Below are 23,829 nucleotides of genomic sequence, written 5' to 3' on the forward strand. Positions count from 1 at the left end.
CATCACTGACCGTCCATGTCAGCGTGTTTTCGCCGCAATTGGTAATAGCAAAGGTCCATGTCGCCGTCTGCCCCTCGGGTACCGTGCCAAAGTCATGCGATGGTGGATCGGGATTCGTGCACAATTGCGGTAGTGGTGTGCAGTTGAATGTTCCACCAATCCACGTAACGATAAGATCTCCGACGAATGGATCATTCAGCTTACTTGGTGGAGCGAAGGTCAATGGCGTTTCGCACTCACTGGTAGTGCCGCATTGAATGGTGAGCGTGCCGATCAGCACCGTGCCACTAACCGTGCCGAGCCGTGTGAAGACGAGCCATTCTCGACCAGCAACAGTCGAATCCCACGTCGAAAAACCTGAAAAAAGCGGACCATACTCGAAATTGGTAACGTTTGCGCAACTGCTGTCATAGGTCAAGTTTATTTGCCCAACACCGAATTCGTCGGTAGTATCAGCCCATATTTGAACGGCCACGGTGTTACTGTACGGTGCGCAGCTGTTCTGAGGCTCAGGATACACCGTGTTCGCTGAGGGGGTTGTTATGGCAAACGTGGCATTGCTCGCATCTTCACCGGTATTGCCTGCTGCATCGTGTGCGATCACGTTAACTTTGCAGGTAGTTGAGGGCGTATTGGGTATCGTCCAGGAATAGGTTCCTGTATTCGCTATGCCGGTTGCAATCGTGAAGGGATAGCTTGAGCCACCGTCCGTTGAATACGTGATATCGATCGAAGTAACTCCCACGGTATCGGTAGCAGTCCAGGTGATGGCATGCGTACTACCAACCTGCCAGTTCTCACCACCGTCTGGCGATGTAACCGTCACTGAAGGCGGTGTGGTGTCGGGCACGTGGATCGTCCCGGTCACATCCTGTGCAGTCGGCGTGCCACAGGTATTGTTCACCCGCACGGTATAGTCGAACTCGCCGCTCGTGCCCGCGGGTGGCGCCGCAGTCAGGGTGACGGTCTTGCTCGATCCCGCGGTGATGTCACCGAGATTCGAGGGGCTGTTCGTGAGCCACGCAGGCCCTGACATCTTGCTCACGGTTACGCCGTTCACGGGCCCTTCGATCGCAGATATCGTCACCGTCTGGCTCGCGGATGACCCAGCGTTTACCGTTGGGCTCCATGATGTAGGATTCACACCCATCGTGCCGCACGGAGCCACCGCATCGAGCTGAAGGACCGATACACCATAGTGCCGCTTGTCAGCATAATACCCTCCCCACGTCATCGTATGCGTGTTGTGATCCCAGGTATCATGGAGATATATGGTATCCGGGTCACTGTAACCAAAGCCAAGCATCGAGTGCCCCGCAATTTGAATCATGACCGGCCGTCCGGCATCAATTTCCGCCTTGAACTGTGCGTACGTGAAGCCACCGGATTGGTATGCATCAACATACTGATTATAATTACGAAAATGGACGCCATCGTGAAAAACCGTGTAGTTGCGAGATTCCACGAACAATCTCATGCCATGGGTACCATCGCGCTTACCAGGTTCGCAGCCTGAATAGTCATAGAGTGGAGCGCCATTCGTATAGTAATAAAAGGTAGTAGCACCGTCTTTGTTTTTCCAGTTCTGGTACTGGTTAGTTCCCATAAAATCAGCCGTGCAGCCCGCATATGTGTGCTCCTGCCAGTTGCCGTAGTATGGATCAACGTCACTACTGTAGGAATACCAATAGTCATCCACGTGACCCTTTACTGCTAATCCATCTATTCCCTGATGCGTCGCGCTCAAAGGACATTCTCCATTGCCCCAGGCGGAATTGGTGAGCGGGCATACGCCACCATTGGTAGATCCTGTGTACATAGAGGGATAGCCCGTTCGATCGTAATAGCCGAACATCATTGCCGCGGACGTTGCAGAGCAGCCATAGCACCAATCGAAAGCAGGGACGTCGGGAAGTATATTAATCCCCAGGGCACTATCGGGTTCGGGAACCGTTGCCGCAGCGGCCTTGACCGCCGGCGGTCGTTCGGGAACAATGATCTCATCGATCTGCCTTCCGTTGTTATCCATAAATGACCTCATTAGATAGGGGTTCGTAGGTGCGACCGGGTTTTGCGCTATGATAGGTGTGAAGCTTGCAGCAATGATCAGCAGTAGCATCAGCCCTACGCTAGTGTAACTGCGCCATTTCGGTCTTTTTATGCTCATGCTGCTCGTTGTTTCGCCTTCTGGTTCTCCCATCTGTGGCGACTTGGAGAAGATAAGATGTAAAAGACAGCCGGATATTTATAGTGAATTGTGGGCAAAATTGTCTGCTGCTTGCAGTAGTTACGCGTTTATATAGTTCTAGGAAGATCGCGGTGAATGAGCACCAGCAAACCTCTTCACGATCAGCCAGCTCGTTGGTATCGGTATGCCCGGGGCATGAGTACAATTCCGTTTTTGTTTTTCGTAGGTCACGTTCCACAACATCGCAGCGCGTATCGGGGGTCTCCAGGGAACCCGACGTGATAGAGGAGCAGGCCGACATCCGAGACGTCTATCTCATTATCGCAATTGACGTCTGCGGCCCAGTCATTGCAGATCGGATACCGGGGGTCACCGGGGAACCCGACGTGGTACAGTAATCGCCCTACATCTGAGACATCTACAGTGTCATCACACGTGACATCGCCGCACATCACTGCGGTACACTCGAATCGTCCGTCTGTCCACGTAACGACGAGATCGCCTGCAACAGGATCATGTAACGTACACGGTGGCGAGAAGGTCAAGGGGGTTACACAATCACCGGTATTGCAGCACTGGATGGTGAGCGTGCCGATCAGCACCGAGCCATTGATGGTGGGCGCCCCAACAGGTCGCAGGAAGACCAACCCTTCTCGACCAGCACTGCTCGAGTCCCACGTGCCATTCCAGAGCGCAGTATCATACGCACAATTGGTGACATTAGCACAACTGCTATCATAGGTCACCTGTATCTGTCCGCCAGCGAAGGGCTCGGCAGTATTTGCCCAAATCTCTACGTCCACAGTGTTACCGTACCGAGCACTGCAGTTCTGAGGCCGGAGATACACCTCGTTCAAGCCGAGCAGCTCGACGTCGAAACATTCGGTGCCTGAGGCAAGGTTAACGTACCTGTCCGCCTTCAGATCGCTGTAGATACCATAGCTGAGTTGGTGCATGCCCGCGAAATCCGTTGATAAGCGTCTGCGCACCCCGAGCTCGTTCTCACCTGTGGTCAGCGTGACATTCAGCGCGAACGAATCAGAGAGTTTGTATAAGGGATCGAAGAACCACACCCGCAGCAGTCCCGTCATGTTCCGGTTCGCGTCAATAACCAGGTGCAGGGTCAGGGTATCGCCGTCTTGATACACCACCCTGTCAAGCTCAGCGGCAAGTATCCGGGCGGCATAGCCGAGCACGTTGAATGGATAGACCGCGGAGTAGTTGCCGAAGGTGTACTCGATATAATACGTTCCTGACCTCAGCTCAGGTATGGTGAACGTATAGGTGGTGGAGGCATTGAGCAGCGTGGTGCTCACGGTACTGTTGGGTGCGCTCATCGTGAAGTTCTCGGCTCTGCTAACGTTCACGAAGACGGTCACGTTCTCGCCGAGGGCATAGACCGGTTTCTCAGTGTAGACCTCGATACCGCTCCCTGCGGGGTTCTTCTCGTGAAGATGGAGCGTATCAATGTGGAGCGCGCGGCCGGAGTCGGTATAGACGGTAAAGAGCATATTCGCATCGCCCGTGAAGGTGACGGGGATGTCAAAAGTAAGCGTTTTCGACGCCATGCCTGCAAGATTGAAATACGTGACATTATCGTACGCATTGAACCTGACCCGAGAATACAGGCTTAAATCCCTATTTCGGTTATTCACGACGCCTAACGTCAAAATGGCACTCTCATTAGCCTCGTACAGGCGCTTGTCCAACGATGCAGTGACCGAGATATTTGCGCCCTGGACGAAGAGGGAGAACTCTCCACGCTGCTCGTCAAGCTCGTAATACCCTTTATAGTACTTCTCCTCCAAATCGTCGGGCAGGCTGAACGTAAAGCCCAGCGTTTGCTCCTCATTAGGTTTGAGCCACGTGACGTTTGTATCTTTGTAAATGCCCGGGATCGTTACGTTGAGTTCAGCCCTGCCCTCTGCGCCGCCGGTGTTCCGGACGGTGAAGTCAGCCGTCACTTCTTCGCCAAGGTCACCGGTTAGATTTGCGGGCGTGGCAATAACGACAAATTTCGGTGCGGCAATGCCTATAGCTACACTACCCGTCTCAAAGGGTGTCGTATAGTTCAGTCTATAGATGCCTTTTGTCAAATTAATCAGAAGGGTTGCATTTACGCTCTCATTTTTCGGTACGGCAAATGTATCGATGATCTTCTGCTCTCCAATGGTAAAGGTAGCGTTGAACCGCGTATCACTGATGCCGGTATTGTGGACAATAAGCGGAATCTCAACAAGCCCTTCGAAATACAAACCCGCGGTATCAAAGAGCAGTGTGGCATTTTCAGCGCAGATTATCTCCTTCTCAAGCGTTTGGTTGACGTCACCGGATATCTGAACGATAACTGTAGCATTCTTTGAGATGTTGAGGGTGAGTTCACACAACTGAGACTCTTTACCTGGAAGCGTTAGGTACCAAACAGTGTTTCCAATTTGCACCGTTTCATGAGCTTCAACTTCGTTACTATTCTCGATCAAGACTCCTGCACTGAACGGATCCAAACCCACGACATCGGGTGCAACGATCTCGGCGTTTATCGCCGGCTCTGCTACGGTCACCTCGAAGGAGACCTCAGCACCGGTGAGCGAAGTGCCCTTGACGAGTCCCGTGAGTATGAAGGGGTATTCGGCGGTTAGATTGAGTTCAAAGGTGCGATGCTCCGATGGCGCTAGTACGAAGCTATCAGAATATAATGGGTACCCAGACTGGCTTATCATGAGACTACAAGTATCTTGTAGCTCTGCATTGTTTTGGACCTCTCCGTAGATCTTTATGTTTTCTCCCGCTTTATAGATGCTCTTATCGGTTTCAAGGATCAATAATAAACCATCAGGGGTAATATAAAAAGAGGTACTGTTTTTTGCGATTATTTGTGACGTTTCTGAATAGAGCTTGGAGACGACATACAGTTTTCCGGTCGAATTTTGTAACTCTGCAGGAGAGAGAACGATATCAATAGTGGTTGTTTCCGATTCTGGAATGCTGAGTGTCATATTAGTCTCCCAAATTGTAGCAGCCAGTGAATTGACATGAGCGGTGAGATTTGATTGTCCCTGTCGTTCATGCGGTGTCTCACATGCCCTGGTGTCCGTGTACATTTCAAGCTCAGGTGCAACTCGCCCAGACCACCTCCCGCTACTTTCGTTCGATTGATAATAAAGGGCATCAACAAGCGTATTTCCCCTAGCAGACCTCGCTACTGCGATACGGTACGGTAATGGCTGCAGGCGTTCGTTGCTCAATGGTTCTGGCTCTTCCTCCTGAGCTTCGAACGTTTCAGGAGAAGGTGCACCACGACGTGCTTCTTCAAAGGATAACCCGTGGATTAAGAGGATAGTGTAGCTTTCAAACGGTTGCATTAGAGGATAGCGGTCCTCATAGCTGCCGGTGATTACATAAGGCGTATTGCCGATTCCGTCACCATCATTATCGCTCCCAGTGTAATTACTCCAATAGTTACCGATATAGTTGATATAGATCGTCCCATTGTACATATACGTTATTTTTGATAAAGAACTCCAAGTATTATTATAACAGTTCGTACTTATCTCTGCATTGTAATCGTTACCTATGAAATTGTTCAGATAGAACTGGTTGTCTGATGAATAATGATATAATTCTATGCCGTAATAACAATCTAATATGTTATTTGTTCCCAGCGTGTTGTTGCTCGAAAAAGACAGGTACATGCCGTAGTCGTTGTTTGAGACATTGTTGCCCGTGAACGTGTTGTTGCTCGAATATTGCAGGGAGATGCCCTCGCCGTCAGTGCTGAAGGATGCGGTATTGTTCGTGAGCGTATTATTGCTCGACAAATACAGCCAGAAACCGCCGATTGCGTTTAAGGATGCGGTATTGTTTGTGAGCGTATTGTTGCTCGACGAATACAGAGAGATGCCGATCTCGTTAGCGGATGCCGTATTGCTCGTGAGCGTGTTGTTATTGCTCGACGAATACAGGGAGATGCCGTCGGTGTTGGCGGATGCCGTATTGCTCATGAGCGTGTTGTTGCTCGACGAATACAGCCAGATGCCAACGGTGTTGGAGTAGACGAAGTTGTCCGTCAGCGAGTTGCTGTTGCTCGCATAATAGAGGGATATGCCCTCGGAGTTCGAGTATGCGGTATTGTTCGAAAGCATGTTGTTGCCCGACGAATCCAGCCAGATGCCAACGGTGTTGGAGTAAACGAAGTTGTCCGTCAGCGAGTTGTTGTTGCTCGACGAATCCAAGTAGATACCAACACTGCTATTACTGCAACGGTTATTTGAAATTACATTGTTTGAAGAATACAGAACTATACCGTTTCCATTCACACTCTGGCTACTAAACCCGTCAATGACGCAACCATCTGCATTCACCGTGATACCATCTCCGGTGTCGCTCGCAACCACCTCAGGCCAGTCTGCACCGATCAAATTAAGCTGCTTGTCCAGGACGACATCCTCGTTGTATGTGCCATCATAAACGAGAATCGTATCACCTGCGGACGCATTATCCACTGCATCTTGAATCGTGTGATAATCGGCGACACCGTCATCATCAACGGTAATTACCGGTTTGCTGTAGGTTATTTTGACATTAAGCGTTGCATTAGCGATAGTACTGTTGAGGTTGGTGATAGTGATACCTGTTGTCACATTCTCATTACTAGAGTAAATTTTTTTGTCGGTCACAAGGTCCAACAACGCATGAACGCCGGTGATCATAAGATCTTTGTGTAAGGTTGTTTGTGCATTCAGGTTTTTACATTCGGTCGTGAAATGATAGTGACCCTCGACGAGCTGGTCCGGTAGCTCAACTAACAACGTAGTTATTTCACCTGCTTTGACAAATTCGTACGTTAGGTTCTCATACAGTAGCGATTTGAATCTATCATAAAGCGCGACTGAGCAATTGCATTCTGCATCGATACCACCGCTATTTGTTAGATTAACCATAATCGTCTCTCCCGCAGAATAGCTCTGCTTATCAGTAGTGAGGGTCAATTTCGAGTCCGGTATAACGAAATAGTATTGCTTTACCGCATCATCAAAGCTGACCATAACCGTGACCTCGTGTTTCCCCGCGGATGCCGTTTCAGGTATGCTAAGATCGTACGTGAGACTCGCGGTTTCGTTAGCATTCAATGAGACAACTGTCGAGTTTTCAAACGCCAAAAGTGGTAGTGAGAGGTTTACGTATGAATCCCATGACGACGAGCCACTATTGGTAACTTCGAGATTAATACTCATATTATCGCGTACTTTGTATGCTCCACCAGGCTTATCGAACGTTAGTTTAACGATATAATTCTTGGGCACCACGAAATATGTTGATCCGGAACCTATCTTCTCACCGTTCGTAAATGCTTCCGCCGATATGAGGTACGTACCATATTCAGCCGTTGATGGCGCCGAAAAGGTAAGCGTTTGGTTCACTGAGTCGTAAGCACTAACATTAAAGGTGAGTGTGTCCTCAAAGACTTTGGTATTATATGGATCAAGTGCCAGCACAGTAACGGTGGTATTGCATGCCGCACTTCGTTTGTTCGTGAGATGCAGCAGAATGGCAACTGCATCGCCCTTCGCATACTCTTGCTGATCGGTAACCACTTCGGTATCAACGGACGGGCTGAATACCCAGACGCCCTTTTCAGTGACGGCGCGTGCGCCCGAGTGAAACCAGGTGTATTGATAGTCTACGCCAGCTTCAAAGAGGCCAAAGTACATGCTCGTGGAATAATTCATGCGATGAGTATACAGAAAGCTTTGCTGAGCATGTGCGGGCACCGTTATATTGGTAACCGCGCCATAGTACACCCACCATCGGCCTCCTTCATGCCGCGCCTCGTGGCCACCAACCGCGATGTTCCCCGTGAAATCCGTATCGCCGTCGTTTTTCACATGAACCGTAAAGACGACCTCACTCCCTTTTGCAACGTGATCATCAATAGAGGTGACCCAGAGCTGTATGCCCGATTGCGTCACGAACCCCTTGGGATTTGCGCCATAGAGACTTACCGCGAACCGCTGCGCGTCATAATTGCTCTGTATGAGCGCGCTATCGTTGTAGAGCAGCGCATCGAGCGACCAGATCCCGAGCGGTGTGGACGCGGTGTCGGTGAACGTAATAGTTACTGTTTCGGATGGCAGGATGCTCACGCCCGTCACGTTCACGTGTTTCGCGAGGCCCCTATCCGGGTTGATAAGAACGAAGGAGACCTTCTCCGCGGTCTCGTTCGCGTGGTTCGTGACGTTGACCGGAATGGAGATGGCCTTGCCCGCGTCGTATTCCGGAATAGCGGTGGGTTCCGTGGCCCCGGCAATGAGATCACGGATGAGCCTGAGCCCATCGTCCGAGGCGGCGTGGTGCCCGTAGGCCCAGTCCTCGTAGATCGAAGTAACGATCACGCGGCCCGCGCCGTACTCGTACATGAGCAACGCGGGCATGCCGTTCTTCGTCCTCGTCAAGAGCACCGAGGCATTATCGGGCCAGCTCGTGAAATACCCGTCCACGTTCGCATCCAGGAGGACCGAGTCCTGCCCCGAGAGGATCATGTGATACGTGCTGATCCCGATGGACCGGTAGTGGCAGCTCTGATCCTCGAGCCAGCCGTAGCCGCTGACTTCGCCACCGGGCAGCGCGCGGAACTCATAGCCGCGCTGCTGTGCGAAGACGACGAGCGTGCCACCATTCGTAACGTAGTCGTCGAGTGCCGTTTTGAAGCTGGGAGAGGAATCGAGCCCGTAGAGGCCACCGGATGGCAGTACAAGAACCTCCTGTGAGATCGCACTTACCGTCGCGGGATCCACGAGCCGGAAGGGAACATGATACCAGGACAGCACGCCGCTGAGCTCAGTGTAGAAGCCCCGTGCCAGTACAGCAACGTCCGGTGCGGTTCTGAGCTCTTCATCAACGAGCGCGGCGTTATTACTAAGAAGTGCACTCAGTTCTGAACTCGCATTACTCCAGGCAAGTACCTCCTCTTTCTGGGCACGCAGGTCCGTGAAGTTCTCAAACGCCGCGTAGTGGTCGGCATAGGACTTGAGCAATAGAAGCTGTGAGAGGTTCTTTGCCGTTGCGAGCCGCATGACCGCATCAAAGCCGTCGTTGGGTGCGAGGAACGTGAGCGTGGAGACATCAAAGCTATCGTCCGGATGATCGCCGCCCGGATTGTTAGGTTTCGTGGGTTTGGTACCTGTGGGGAGCTCATCACTATCCTTGCTATTGCAGCCCAGCGTACCCGAGATGGGCGCCAAGACGAAGACCTCAAGCGGCAGTCCCGCACCCGCCGTGACGACGTTGCCCGCGGCACCCAGGAATTTCGTACCGGCCTGGGCTACCGGACCCACCACCTTATGGGACAGTGCCCTGGTTATCCAGGTCTGCTGTTGCAAGGGGAAGTAGTGTGCTGTTGGTACACATCCGGGCATCTTGCCACAGAATACTTTGCCGCCATCATATGCATTCTGCAAAAACGGGTACTTGGTCGCCGCGGTCTCCGGTATCCCGATGTGGAAGATGCCGTCCTTGGCCATATAATTGACATTAACGCCGACGTGGGGCGCTCCACCGGGCCCATAGGTACCCCGCAGATACAGGTAAATGGGCTCGGTGGCCACGCCTTTGTTATTGATGAAAAGCGGCGGTATTTGCCACGCGTGCTTTAAGCAGTTCCAACCGGATTTGAAGAGATTAGTGATGTCTCTAAGGTCCCGATTGATCCCGGACATGGTCTTAGCGAGGGCGTATTGACCGAACCCACCGATGGTCCCGAAGAAGGTATTAGGTGATTCAGCACCTTTCTGGGCTTCCGTTTCCCAATAATCGATATTGTTCTCCCAGAACCCTGCGAGACCCAATGGGTCGAGCACCGTGACGGGATTATTCCTGGCATAGGAATAGCGATGATCGTATTTCACCGGATCGATTGCTGAGAACGGATCAGGAGTAATGAACCGCCCCGTTTCGGGATCGTAATAGCGCGACCTGAGATAGTACAGCCCCGAGGTATCCTCAAACTCACGACCAGTGTACAGTCGCGTATTCTCGATGCTACCCGTCGCGTCGAGCAGCTGCCCGAAGGCGTCATAGCGATACGTAGCAACCACCTCCTGGGACGGGTTCACCAGCGCCACGACACTCCCCAGGGGGTCCTGGATGTAATAATAGGTCGAACCGTTCACGTCAAGGCTGATCAAACTATCGATGCAGTTCCGGTCACTGGTATAACGGCGGATACTCTCACCACTTTCATGGTATTCCACGACGCTGTCCAGGCCGTCATAGAGGTAATAAACAGTAACTCCGTCGATTGTCGTGCTCAGCCGTTTTCCGTCAGGATAATACGAATAGGTGGTCGTGCTTCCGTTAGCATGAGCGACAGAGCTGAGCCGTCCCTCATAGTCGTAGTGATACTCTGCCGTGCCCGTCGCATCGGTTTTATTGATGCGGTTTCCCCGAGCATCCCAGCCATAGACCACCCCGCCAGCACTCAGTAACCGGTTATCCGCATCGTAGGTGTAGTCTATGGAGCCTGACGAATTGGTGCGGCTGAGTCGATTACCCACCGCGTCATAGGTATAGGTCACCGATGAGCCGTCCGGATAGCTCTCGTTCACCAGGCGATCGAGGCGGTCATAGCGATATTCGGTGGTGGCGTTGTTCTTATCCGTGGATCTGATCTTGTTACCCGCCAGATCAAACAAACAGGACCATGCATAGAGCGTCGAGCCGTTGGACGTGGTGTACCGCAACTGCAGGAGCTGCCCCGCGGCATCGTAGGTGTAGTTCGCTCTCATCCCGTTCGGGTAAGCCTTCTCGGTCAATCGCCCACCGGGATCATACGAATACTTCGTTACGTCACCTCGTGGATTGTTCAGCCTTACCAGCTGGTTATTCGCATCATAGGTATAGGTAGTCACCTCACCACTGACATTCAGCTTCACCACATTACCATTGCGGTCGTAGGCATACTCGATGGTCTTACCGTGTGTGAGGTCTCTCACCTGAATCAGCCGATTAAGTCGATCATAGGTATAGGAAAGCCGCAAATCCGGGCATACCTCCTCGATACCGTTGCCCACCGCATCATAGGTGAAATCAATCCGCTCACCGTTGGGGTAATATCGGGCAATGAGTCGCCCCAGAGCATCATAGTCGTATCGCACCCACGAGCCGTCGGGCGCAGTGCTGTTCACGATCAGACCTCGAGCGTCATAGGTATACTGGCGCATAAAGCCAAGTGGCGAGGTCTCAGCAATCCTTCGCCCCAGGTCATCGTACGAGTAGTGATAGCGCTGCCCAAGAGCGTCAGTTATGACTTTTAAGTTATACATAGTGTACGTGTACTGGGTGACCGCACCAATTGGGTCGGTAACGGTCAGTAACCGTCCCACGTCGTCGTAGGTGTAGTTCTGTGTACGCCCCAGGGTATCGTTGAACCGGATGACATTGCCCATCGCATCGTACGCGAATTGAACGGCTCTCCCAAGTTGATCGGTCTCTCCGGTAAGTCGATCGAGGGAATCGTACGCAAATGATCGAGTACCGCCAAGCGGATCGGTGATGGTGAGTAGATTTCCTGACGGATCATAGGTATAGGCATAGGTATTTTCCAGAGCGTCTGTTTGCATGGATTTCCGGCCATGCAGGTCGTACGTGTAATTGATGGTGTTTCCCTCGGGATAGATCACCTGTAACAGGTGCCCGTGGGAATCGTGGACAAAGCTCATCGAATTGTTCAGAGGATCGGTAATGGACCTGGTGTCGCCTTTGAGGGTGTAGTGTACCTGCCATGTGTTTCCGTTCTGGTCTGTGGTACTTGTCCTCTGATTATACGCGGGATCATACGTCGCTGTCGTGACGCCATCTAAGGGGTCGACGGTCATCAGGATATTGCTCTGCCCATCATATACCAGACGGGTCGTATGTCCTAACGGATCGTTAAAGGCGACGAGGTTGTTTGCCTCCCACGTATTCGTAATAGCCTGTCCTAACGCATCAACGACCTTCTCAAGATAGCCGTCTGAATTGTAGTAATATGCCGTGGTCACATTCTGGCCGTCAACGAGGTCGGTAACGAGCGTTCTTCGCGAGCCATCCTCGTAGCGCTCGTATGAGTAGGTGGTAGCTAGCGTGCCCGTGGCGAGCGAGGCGACCCTATCCGCAGAATCGTACGTAATCGTCAGTATATCACCACGCGGATTCTGTATCTGGGTGAGGCGGTGATCACTCGCGTACGAATACTGAATTATGCCGCCCATAGGGTTCTGAATACGAGCCAGGTTGCCATCGCCATCGTAGGTAAGAGCGACTTTACGCGCGGGAGAGAAATCTCGGTCTATAACCGTGATCAGTCTTCCCTGCTCGTCATACTCCAGATCAATGCGCCTTCCACTCGAGTCTCGTATGCTACTCAGCAAATCGCCCGAATAGGCTAAGTCAAGCCGATCACCATACCGATCCACGATCCGTGTTACCTGTTTATGCACGGAATCATCGAAATAATACTTCATACCATTCTTCGTGGTCAGCACCACTTTGTCGGGTGCATATGCTTCAAGCTCATCGGAGACGCCCAGCGGCGCGACAAACTGCCGCTCCACCCGGTTGCGCATCCCGCGCATAGGCGAGGAAGGCACTCGCAGGGCTTTCGCCAGAGGAGGAAGCGACGAATGAACGGTCTATGAACTTTGTCGCGCCACCGTGCCCCCAATAAATCGTCACGCCATCCGGCTCTTCGGTGTAATAAATATCATAATTAAGCCGCCAGCCATAGCCAAAGCCAGAATCGAAGCTCTTAAATTTGCGGAAATAGGAAAGCGAGACGATAAGAGGAAAAAGCGCATCTTTACTCGCAAGCGTCACCTGATGCGACAGGTTACCATCCCACGTCCCCACCTGTACTTTAAAGGGTCGCTCTACGAGATACTGAGTATTCATCGTGGCCGTTACCGGAGCTGCAGCCACGGGCGCTGATGCCGGCACTACTGCACACAGAATGAGCAGTATAACCAAAATGGTGCCGCATTTCCGCCCTCGCCGCTGATCCTGATGGTTCATGGTTACTCCTCCTTACCCTTACCGTGGCACCACTCACACAGCGTCCGGCCGTACCTCCCGTTTTTACCGCCAGCTCTGCCGCGTGAGCCTGGGTTGCTCATTCTGAGCAAGATTACAATATCTAAACTATATCTTAAAGCTATCGGCTGTTTTTCCCGTGGACTTTCGTACAACACGAGACTCACACAAGTTGCCAGGGACAGGTTCTCAAATCTGTTGCCCGCTTCACCCTATAAACAGTTTGAACCACACCTTCAAACCGATCAACCGGGAGCCAGTATGAGCTAGAAGAAAGCTGTAACGCTTAAAGAGCGGGCTAGCATTGGAGCACTGCTCACCACTGTCTCGCTCCGGGTGGGGGACGTGTGAAACGTCCGTCACAAGACCGACAGATACTCTTTCAACTCCCACTCGGTCACGTTCATACGGTACCGATCCCACTCGACCAGCTTGGACATGATGAAATTCCCGAAGATATGCTCGCCCAGTGCCTCTTTGACGAGCTTGCTCCGCTTCGTCAGGTTAATCGCTTCGATCAAGCTCCCGGGCAGCGTCTGGATCTTCTCCCGCTTCCGCTCGTCCTCGCTCATCAGATACACGTCCTTCTCCGTGGGTGGCGGCAGCTCGTACGTGCCTCGCACACCCGCCAGACCGGCAGCGAGCATAACCGTAAATGCCAGATACGGGTTGCAGGCCGGGTCAGGACTGCGGTACTCGATTCGCGTCGCTTTCTCCTTGCCCGGTTTGTACATCGGTATCCGGACGAGCGTCGAGCGGTTCCGGCGCGCCCAGGTGATATACGCAGGAGCCTCGTAGCCCGGCACCAACCGTTTGTACGAATTGATCCACTGGTTGGTAATGGCCGTGATCTCCGGCGCGTGCTTCAACAACCCCGCGGTGTACCATTTCGCGACGTCCGAGAGATTGTGCTCATCTGCGGGATCGAAGAAGGCATTCCGCTCGCCCTTGAAGAGCGATTGGTGCACGTGCATGCCCGAGCCGTTTACCCCGAAGATCGGTTTGGGCATGAAGGTGGCATAGCAGCCGTGCTGCCGCGCGATCTCCTTGATCACGATCCGCTGCGTCATCACGCGATCCGCCATGGTGAGTGCATCGGCGTACCGCAAATCGATCTCGTGCTGCGAGGGCGCGACCTCGTGGTGGCTCGCTTCCACCTTGATCCCCATCGCCTCGAGCCGCATGATCGTCTCACGGCGGAGGTCGCTGCCCGCGTCGAGCGTGGTCAGATCGAAGTAGCCGCCCTCGTCCAGCACCTCCAGCGACTTGTCATCACGCAGATAGAAATATTCCAGCTCGGGGCCGACGTAGAAGGTATAGCCGTACTCCTCACGTATCCGCTCGAGGTTCAGCTTCAGTGCATGGCGTGGATCGCCTTCATACGGGCTGCCATCGGGCTTCAGGATATCGCAGAACATCCGCGCGACCACGTCGCCCTGGGTCTTCCAGGGGATAAGCTGGAAGGTGCCCGGATCTGGTTTTGCGAGCATGTCGCTCTCATCGATCCGTGCGAACCCTTTAATCGAGGAGCCGTCAAAGCCCATGCCCTCCTCAAAAGCCGCCTCTAATTCGCTTACAGTAATAGAAACGCTCTTCAAATGCCCTAAAATGTCCGTGAACCACAGTCCAATGAACTGCACCCCGCGCTTCTCGACTGCGTCAAATACCGTGTCCTTATCCGCGCTCTTTTTCGACATCGCTCGCTCGCTACGGTCATCTATTGGGCGCAGGTTGTATTTAAAGCTAGTATTCGGAGCCGTTTGACCGGTAACCATGCGGAGATTGCGAGCGGACGGTTCACGCTGCTCCTGAATATATCGTTCCGTGTGACCGACTGGTGAAATAGCGTATCTCTCGGTGGGGTCGGTCGGGGGATAACGCGATAGATCAGCTCCTTACTCCCAGAACCGTTTTGTTCGTGCGTACTTCCGCTCCTCATCCAGGATCTGGCGGTAAAATCTGTGCTCCTCCGCCTCCGTTTCGGTCGCCGGTACTGCCGGATTGACCCGGCGAATGATTCGGGATGCGATTTCAGGTCCCACACCGCGAGCAGCAAGAGCAACGACCGCACGGGGGCCGTGCGAGAGCACTAAATTCGCGTTCCGGTAGACCCGTTTCACCCGCGCACGCTCAGCTCGTGCACCGGTGTTATGTGCAGCGGCCTGCTTCACCAGCCGGATCTCTTCGTCCTCCCACGGCTTCAGGGCGGCGATCAAGCGCGAGCTACAGACCGGACACACGAGCCCCGCTTGTCCCTGGTCAATCACGGTCTTCACGTGCCTCCGGGCTTCCCAGCGCTTGCAGTGCACGCAGAATAAGAGCACGCGATCGTTCATGATGCGGTTCCGGAGCGCTTCGATGATGAGCTGCTCGTCACGCTCGCTGGCCAGCATATCGCGCCAGCTCGTATAGCCTGCGGCGCCGACGGGGCTCACGCCGTGCGCGGAGAACAGAACGCGGATCTCTCCTGATTTGATCTTCTTCACCACCTCGACCGTCCGTTCGACGTCGAGCTTATCCGCAAAGAGTTCTCGCACCGTCTCGGTATAGATCGGCGTATCGGCGAAGAGGGCGATCAGTTTATCTGCTGAGATCCGCTTACGATCGAACTGCTTACGCAGCGCGCCGAACCGTTTGGCCACGTTCATCAGCTCCCATCTGAACAGGAATGAGTTCCGGATAGTCTTCTCGAGGAGCGCTTGCACGTACTGCGGCTCGATCGCAGCCAGCGTCTGCTGTACCGCATCGCGGGATACCGCGCGCCCGGATCGCACTTTTATTCGATACGGATCGATCTCCATGGCGATGTCCATGCCGAGCCGCGCCCCGAGCAGGGTAATGAGCAGCCGGCCAAAGGTCTCGTTCACCTGATGCCCCCAGCACGTGTTGAAGACCACTTCCTGGTGATCGCTGGCGATCTCAATGACCAGTGTCTGCGCTGTCGGCACCGGGTAGTCCTGCTCCAGCTGTTGGCTGAGCAGAGCGATCAGCGACTCGAAGCAGCCCGCGGACACGCCATACTCCTGTTCCAGCTCGTTGTTCAGGTCTGCGGTGCTCACGCCGCGGGCACGAGCAGCAGCAATGCGTGCACGCAGCTGACCGACGTCCTGCGCGATCACGAACGGAACAGGGATCTCCTCGCCCTCCCAGTTCGGGATCTCGCCCTTGCGTTTCACGCCCGGCTCGACCCTGAGCTTCGCGAGGCCGTCCTCAGCGTCGAGTTCGGTATCCACGATCCGCCAGGTATCGCCCTTCGCCACGAATAACGCGCCGGGATCTGCGAAGTTGAGCGCGAACCGTTCGTCAAGCATACAGATAAGCTTCCCGCTCACGATATCGTACACCTCGATCTTGCGCTCGTCCGGGATCATGGAGAGGTTCTCATAGTAATAGGCGCGTGTGCCTTTACTGCGCCAGAGCTTTTCGGCCTCGTATTTCACCAGGCCTTCAGCCTCCAGTTGCGCGATCACGCGCAGCAGCGCCTCACGGGTGAGATCCCTGAACGGATATGCGCGTATAAGCACGGCCCGGAGCTTTTCCAGGCTGATCACGCTGGTATCGAGCAGTAGCCCGCAGATCTGGTTCGCCAGCACGTCCATCGAGCCCTCTTTCAGCTTGATATCCTCGATCTTACCGCCCTTTGCGCGCTCTGTAATCACCACCGCTTCCGCGACATCGTCCGGAGAGAGCGCGATGATCTTCCCGCTGGAGGTCGTCTGGAACGAGTGCGAGGCACGCCCCACACGCTGCACGAGACGTGTCACTTCTCGTGGCGATGCGTACTGGACGACCATATCGATCGTGCCGATATCAATGCCGAGCTCCATCGAGCTAGTGCAAATGAGCCCTTTGATCGCGCCGCTTTTCAGGCGATCCTCGGCTTCGATTCGCATCTCTTTGGAGAGTGAGCCGTGGTGCACACCGATCAAGCCGGGCTCAAACCGGTTCATGATAGAGCCGAGCATCTCCGCGGCCCGTCGCGTGTTCACAAAGATCAAGGTCGATTCGTTACCTTCAGCGTTCACGATCTCCCGCAGCGCCCGCACGTGTGCCAGTACATCAGGCTCGACGCCGGCGCTCTGGGCCGCCCGCATATCCTGCGGTGCTCGTTGCGGGCTCAGCACCGCGATCTGAAGCGCTTTCGTGGATACGGTATTGACCACCTGCATCGTGCGGCGCTGGCCTGCGAAGTACTTCGCTACCTGCTCGGGATTGCCCACGGTTGCGGAGAGACAGATGCGCTGGAACCCGCCTGCAAGTTCCGCGATGCGCTCGAGCGCGATGGTTAGCTGCGCGCCGCGTTTCGAGTTTGCCAGCTCGTGCACTTCGTCGAGGATCACGTGCCTGACGGATTTCAGGTGCTCCCGCAGCCGCGCGCCCGGGATCATTGCCTGGATCGTTTCCGGTGTGGTGATCAGGATATCGGGTGGCTCGAGCGCCTGCCTTCGCCGTGCGTACATGCTCGTGTCGCCGTGACGCACATCGATACGGAGCTCGAGCTGCGCACCCAAGCGCTCCAGCCGCAGGAGCATGTCGCGGTTCAACGCGCGCAACGGCGTGACGTAGAGTGCTAAAAAGCCTTTCCGCGCGTTATTCTGTTTTTTATACGCGATAAGCTGATGGAGCACGGGCAAAACCGCTGCTTCTGTCTTCCCCGAGCCGGTCGGCGCTATCAATAACACGTCCTCGCCCGCTAAAATGCGCGGGATACTCAGCGCCTGTGGTTCCGTGGGTGCGGTGAAGGTCTCACCTACTACCGCTTGTATCTCTGCAGAGAGCAGCGAAAAGGCATTCATGCAGCCCGGTGTATCAGATCAATCAGACAGAACAAGTTACCTTATTACCTCTTTACCGCAGGCAGAGAAAAAGATCGGACCGCAAGCGGTGCGGTGACCACAAGGGCCTCTTACTGTTTCAATGACGCTTGCTCTGGACGTCAGTATGCATGACTCATAACGGTTCACCAAACTGCGCTGCGCCGAACTCACTCGACGTTCCCGGGCTCACTCCGCTTGGTCTTATTCAGGTTTGTTCCCGTCGGGTCTGCGATACGACGGCGCAGTCGCCAGATACCATCTCTTTTTCCCGCGATCGAATTTCGCGCCCATGCTCTTCATGAAGAGCGCCGTGCGATGCGGATCGATACCGAGTTCTTCAGCAAGCGTCAGTGTGGATGCGCCATTGCGCTCGCTGATGATGCGGCTCGCCCGCGAAACCATCTCCTCGCGCGGTGAGATGTAAGCGTCCAGTTCGTAATTCCAGGCCACATCCGCGACCAGCTTGAGGATAATGATGAAGACCGGGACGAGAATGAAGTACGAGATCCAGTGCGCGGTCACCAGCAGGTTCCAGACAAAGTGCATGACTACCGCGCCGAGGTAACCGAAGAAGATCATGCGGTGCTGCGCCTTGATCTTTGCCACACCGACCATCAGTCCAAAGAACCCGGTGAAGAGGATATGCCCCACGGCGATGGACCGCACCGCGGCAAGCTCAATCCCGAATTCCGCGGAGAAGCTATAGAGCACGTTCTCAACGATTTCAAAGCCGATAGCGACGGCCGCGCCGTAGACCAGGCCGTCCATCGGCCCTTCCAATACCGGATCTTTCCGCAGCCAGTAGAGATATATCCCTTTACAGGCCTCCTCAACAATCGGCGCACTGAGCATGCCAGCCCAGAAGAAGACGTACCGCTCAAGTATAATGGAGAGGATAACGGCGGGCACTGCGCCCCACGCCACGGCCTTTACGATCTGGCCCAGCGGCTCGGGCTCAAAGACGTCCTTCTGGTAGATATAGAGAAACCAGAGCACGCTAACAATAACGCTGATATAGACGATTTCAAGCATCACTATACCTGGGGTGACGCGCGGTATAAATGTTCCGCTGGTTTTCGCCCCGGGTCTCCTCGCTCAGTTTGCCTTTGCCGGAGTGCGACCAAGCTTTTATAACGGGCAGCGTCAACTATATCCTCAGGTGCGGACAGAGCACTATGATCGAAGTGGACGTGACGATACGGCTGAAGCACGGCGTGGCAGACCCTGAGGGCGCGAACACCCGAAAGGCATTGCAGTTGCTCGGGTTTACCAGCGTTCAGGCAGTGGAATCGATGAAGACGTTTCGAATCACTCTGGAGCAGGAGACCGGGAGCGGTGACGAGGCAGCGGTGAAGCGCGAGGTGGATGAGATGTGCAGGAAGCTGCTGGCCAACCCGGTGATTCACGATTACACGATCGAAGTCGTGCAGAGCAACGGTTAGTCAGCCGGGTAGCGCGCGAACGCTTGGCTTTCTTTATTACAATCGGCGATATGAAGGTGTGTGGTGAGAAGAGAGGTTCAGTGCGATGGTAGAGCTCGACCCCTGGGGTGTCACGGATATAACGGATTATTCACGGCTCTTTGACGAGTTCGGTATCTCGCGGTTCTCGGATATTCTCGGTCAGTTACAGCAGCCGCATCGGTACATGCGCAGAGGCATTATCGTGGGGCATCGCGGGTACGAGGACGTGGCGCGTGCGATGAACGAGCGGCGCCCGTTCGCGGTGATGAGCGGGTTCATGCCCTCGGGCAAGGTGCATCTCGGTGGCAAGATGGTGATGGACGAGATCATCTGGCACCAGCGCATGGGCGGCGACGCGTTCTCCTGTGTCGCGGATATGGAGGCGCACTCAGTGCGGGGCGTCTCGTGGAAGCAGTGCCGGGAGCTCGGGCTCAACGAGTATCTCGTGAGCCTGGTCGCGCTGGGCTTTGAGATAGAACAGGGCCATTTGTATTTCCAATCGGAGAACAAGCCGCTGCGTGATCTCGCGTTCGAGCTGGGCACGGCGGTGAACTTCAGCGAGATCAGCGCGATCTACGGGTTCAGGGGCGAGGTGAACATCGCGCACATGATCAGCGTTTTGGTGCAGAACGCGGACATTCTGCAGCCGCAGCTCCGCGAGTATACCGGCCCCAAACCGACCGTCATTCCCGTCGGCGTGGATCAGGACCCACATATCAGGTTAACGCGGGATATCGCCGCGCGGATGCGGATGTTCCGCGTGGAGACGCGGTTCGACCCCGAGCAGCGTCCGTATATCAGTATCCGTGCGAAGCATGCGGAGATCGGTGCGCTGGAGGAGCTCGCGGCGCGTATAGCAGGTGAGCAGAAGCTCCATGAGCTCCATCTTGATCTCTTCGCGATCGATGAAGACCAGATCGCGAGCCGATTGCGGGCGATTGAGGCGGTTGTCCAGGATGTTGAGCGCGATTACGGTGGTTACGGGTTCTGTCTGCCTGCAGCCACCTATCACCGGTTCGTGCAGGGCCTGACGGGCGGTAAGATGTCCTCGAGCGTTCCGGAGAGCTACATTGCGCTCACCGAGCCGCCGGAGGAGGCCGCGCAGAAGGTACACCGTGCGAAGACCGGCGGGCGCGTGACGGTAGAAGAGCAGAAGCAGCACGGCGGCGTGCCGGAGGATTGCACGATTTACGCGCTTTTGATGGTGCACCTTATTGAGGACGATGCGCATGCGAAGGAGATCTTTGAAGAGTGCAAGAGCGGGAGACGGCTGTGCAAGCAGTGCAAAGCAGAGGCTGCGGAGCTCATGCACTCGTTTCTGACGCAGCATCAGCGGGACCGCGCAGCGGCACGCGAAGCGCTGATGAAGCATGACGTGTACAAGCGGTGGTTCACGTAACCGTTCTCGCTCACGAAAGCAGCACGAGTGCGGGATTCTAACCGGCTCGTGCCAGCAGCTCTTTTACCTTCGTTACACCGTCAATGGCGTCTTTACAGTAGTAATCCGCGCCGATCTTCCGGGCAAAGTCCTCAGTGACCGCGCCGCCGCCGACGATAATCGGGACCGAGAGGCCCTGGCTGCGGAGATGCGAGATGACCTCAGCCATATATTCCCGTGTCGTTGTGAGCAATGCAGAGAGTGCGAGCACATCGGCTTTGCTCTCTGAAACGGCACGCGCGAAGCGCTCTTTATCCACATCGATACCCAGATCCACGACCCTGAAGCCCGCGGACGCGAGCATGATCTCAACCACCTCTTTACCGATATCGTGCACATCGCCCTTGACCGTGCCGATAACGACCGTACCGAGCGTCGTCCCTGCGGCTTTTGCTGCGCCTTCCTGCTCCAGGAACGGCCGGAGTATCTCCAGCGCTTTCTTCGCGTTCCAGCCGGAGACCATCAGCTCGGCATCGAAGTACCGCTCCCTGTAGCCTGCCCCGATCATTTCCAGTCCTGAGGTCAGCTTTTCAACGAGCTCGTATGCACTCATGCCCCGGCTCATGCGCTCCTCGATGTATGCTTCTATACGCAGCTTCCGTGTGTCGAGGAGCGCGTCAATGATCTGCTCGGTATTGCTCGCATCCATAGGATACCCAAGTATGCACAAAGCTTAAAAGATTTCAATCCGCATTTTAATTGTGAGTGTATGAAGATCGTTTTTACGGATTCAGGAATCGAAGCGGACCTCGTTGCGGACAAGACGATCCTCTCGTACGCGCAGGAGCTGGGGATCGAGATCAGCGCGCCCTGCGGTGGTGAGGGCACCTGCGGTCAGTGCCTCATTGAGGTTTTGAGCACACCGAGCGCGCTCTCGCGGAAGACCACGGCGGAGCGTCAATTCATCCGCAACGACGGCCACCGGCTCGCCTGCCAGGCGCGAGTTCGAAGCACCGAGGTGCCGATTTATATCCGTATTCCGCGGATCGCGTATTGTATTTTGGAGACGAGCGAGTTCTGGCCGGTGCAGGTCGACCCGTTTGTGCACCGTGAAGGCGATCGTGTCTTTTACGAATCCACCGCGGTTAACAACTTTACGGGCGAGATGCACGGTATTGCACTCGACATAGGAACCACCACGCTCGTGCTGTATCTTATAGATCTGGAAACGGGCGCGGTGCTCTCCGTCATCTCCCGTGAGAATCCCCAGAAGAAGTACGGGAACAACGTCATCTCCCGCATCGAGTTCGCACGAACGGGTCAGCAACTTCTGGAACGTGAGATCAGAATCGCCGTGAACGAGATGATCGCCCAGCTGACTGAGCGGCGGAACGTCTATGAGCTGGTCGTGGTTGGCAACCCGGTCATGCGCGATCTCTTCTTCGGCACGTCCGTGCAATCACTCGGGATAACGCCCTACGAGCCGCTGAGCACGGAACCGGTCCGTAAAACAGCGAGCGAGCTCGGGCTCGCGCTGAATCCAAACGCGCGCGTCTACGGCCTCCCGCTCGTGGGCAGCTTTGTGGGATCCGACGCTTTGGCGGTCGTTCTTGCCACCGAGATGTACAAACATAACCGGATCAGCATGGTCATTGACATCGGGACCAACACGGAGATCGTGCTCGGTAATCGGAACCGTCTGATTGCCACGTCATGCGCCGCGGGTCCGGCGTTCGAGGGGTGCAGTGTTCAGTTTGGCCTTGGGGGTGTCAGTGGCGCGATAAACGAAGTGCGGCTCGTCAACGGCACGGTGACCTACCGGACCATCCACCATGCTAAGCCGATCGGCATCTGCGGCTCGGGATTGATCGATGCGCTGGCCGTGCTCCTGGAGAACCGGATCATTAACGGCCGCGGGAAGTTCCTGGGCGATACCCGCGCATTTCACATAACTGATACCATCTGTCTGTTTGAGTCGGACATTGACAAGCTCAATCTGGCGAAGTCGGCCGTTTCGGTCGGTATCAAGGTGTTGCTGGAACGCTACGGGATCGAGCTCACTGATCTCGATCACCTTTACCTCGCCGGTGCGTTCGGCTATTACATCAATCTCGAGAACGCGATGCGTATCGGGCTCCTTCCGCCAATCGCGCTGGAGAAGGTGGAGAAGGTCGGTAACGCGGCGATCGAGGGCGCACGGCATGCGTTGATCTCGCGGACGAAACGAAAGGATGCGGAGACAGTTGCGCCGCAGATCGAGCACATCAAGCTCGATGAGGTGGAGAACTTCCAGGAGAAGTTCATTGGTGAGCTCTATTTCCAGAACTATCTTTATGGTATTGCCTAGCCGGTCGGCTCTTTTTATTTAAGCCACACCACACTACCGTTTATCGAGTTCATCGATAACAGATGACAACCGGTCTCGCTCTATTTTACCAACAATCTCCTCTTCTACACTCGTTCCCAGCTTTCGCTCCATGAATTGTTTAATTTCTTCCCTATTCCAACCTTTTCCCAGCGCTTTACCCCATAATGCACTCATTTGCGTTGCTGTTACCATACCCGGGCTTTCTATCGCACCGCCGAACTCAGCAATACTACGTGCGAGTTCCTTTTTCGTTACGTTAGCCAGGATCACAGCATCATCACTCGTCCCGAACCGCTCTTCGAGAACGCTTTTTACGCGCTCTCTATCCCAGCCTCTATCCAGCGCTTTTCCATACAACGCGCGCAGTTGTTGCGCTGTTGCTCTGTCGAGCCCGCCAAGAGGTTCCAGCGCTGCGAGTAGACCGTTGATCGTCTCACTTATACTCTCCAGCTCGCTGATCTCCTTTTCGACCGCAATGGTCTTCCCCTCTACAGGAACGGATACCGTTACTTTCGTGCTCATTTTTCGGTTTCCTCTCTCTGTTCGTTCGG

11 protein-coding genes are annotated in these 23,829 nt (G+C 54.6%); 3 read left to right on the plus strand and 8 right to left on the minus strand.

All coding sequences use genetic code 11. The features are described from left to right. The 6 genes from ENN68_00595 to ENN68_00620 form a co-directional block, all read right to left on the minus strand. Positions 1-2,029: hypothetical protein (locus tag ENN68_00595; GenBank protein ID HDS44596.1), on the minus strand; the 2,029-nt coding region annotated here is incomplete at its 3' end. Between the two features lie 386 nt (positions 2,030-2,415). Next, positions 2,416-12,798: a hypothetical protein gene (locus ENN68_00600; protein HDS44597.1), complete on the minus strand. Its 10,383-nt coding sequence runs from the start codon at positions 12,796-12,798 to the stop codon at positions 2,416-2,418. Continuing rightward, complete coding sequence (locus ENN68_00605) at positions 12,737-13,234, minus strand: hypothetical protein (protein HDS44598.1); 498 nt, start codon at positions 13,232-13,234, stop codon at positions 12,737-12,739. The genes ENN68_00600 and ENN68_00605 overlap by 62 nt, the downstream gene beginning before the upstream one ends. Positions 13,235-13,611: 377 nt before the next feature. Further along, positions 13,612-14,949: a glutamine synthetase gene (locus ENN68_00610; GenBank protein HDS44599.1), complete on the minus strand. Its 1,338-nt coding sequence runs from the start codon at positions 14,947-14,949 to the stop codon at positions 13,612-13,614. 198 nt (positions 14,950-15,147) lie between these two features. Then, the gene (locus ENN68_00615) at positions 15,148-18,048 is read right to left on the minus strand and encodes a DEAD/DEAH box helicase (GenBank protein HDS44600.1); all 2,901 of its coding nucleotides are present in this window, start codon (positions 18,046-18,048) and stop codon (positions 15,148-15,150) included. 222 nt (positions 18,049-18,270) lie between these two features. After that, on the minus strand, positions 18,271-19,101 hold the full coding sequence (locus ENN68_00620; GenBank protein HDS44601.1) for a PrsW family intramembrane metalloprotease: 831 nt from the start codon (positions 19,099-19,101) through the stop codon (positions 18,271-18,273). A 143-nt stretch (positions 19,102-19,244) separates the two neighbouring features. Between ENN68_00620 and purS the strand changes: the two genes are divergently transcribed. Then, complete coding sequence (gene purS / locus ENN68_00625) at positions 19,245-19,511, plus strand: phosphoribosylformylglycinamidine synthase, purS protein (GenBank protein HDS44602.1); 267 nt, start codon at positions 19,245-19,247, stop codon at positions 19,509-19,511. An 85-nt stretch (positions 19,512-19,596) separates the two neighbouring features. Beyond that, a complete protein-coding gene (locus ENN68_00630; protein ID HDS44603.1) occupies positions 19,597-20,931 on the plus strand; it encodes a tryptophan--tRNA ligase in 1,335 nt (444 codons plus the stop codon). Positions 20,932-20,968: 37 nt separating this feature from the next. Here the strand turns inward: ENN68_00630 and ENN68_00635 are convergent, their stop codons facing one another. Next, positions 20,969-21,619 (minus strand): cobalamin-binding protein, encoded by a 651-nt coding sequence (locus ENN68_00635; GenBank protein ID HDS44604.1) that lies wholly within the window; start codon positions 21,617-21,619, stop codon positions 20,969-20,971. A gap of 60 nt (positions 21,620-21,679) precedes the next feature. On the opposite strand from ENN68_00635, the gene ENN68_00640 reads away from it, so the two are divergent. Continuing rightward, positions 21,680-23,257 carry a DUF4445 domain-containing protein gene (locus ENN68_00640; protein HDS44605.1) on the plus strand — a complete coding sequence of 526 codons (1,578 nt, stop codon included), beginning with the start codon at positions 21,680-21,682 and terminating at the stop codon, positions 23,255-23,257. Between the two features lie 33 nt (positions 23,258-23,290). On the opposite strand, the gene ENN68_00645 is transcribed toward ENN68_00640, so the two are convergent. After that, positions 23,291-23,800, minus strand: coding sequence for a hypothetical protein (locus ENN68_00645; GenBank protein ID HDS44606.1), 510 nt, complete (start codon positions 23,798-23,800; stop codon positions 23,291-23,293). Between the last annotated feature and the right edge of the window lie 29 nt (positions 23,801-23,829).

This window comes from Methanomicrobia archaeon, assembly GCA_011049045.1.
In the GTDB taxonomy this organism is placed as follows: domain Archaea; phylum Halobacteriota; class Syntropharchaeia; order Alkanophagales; family Methanospirareceae; genus JACGMN01.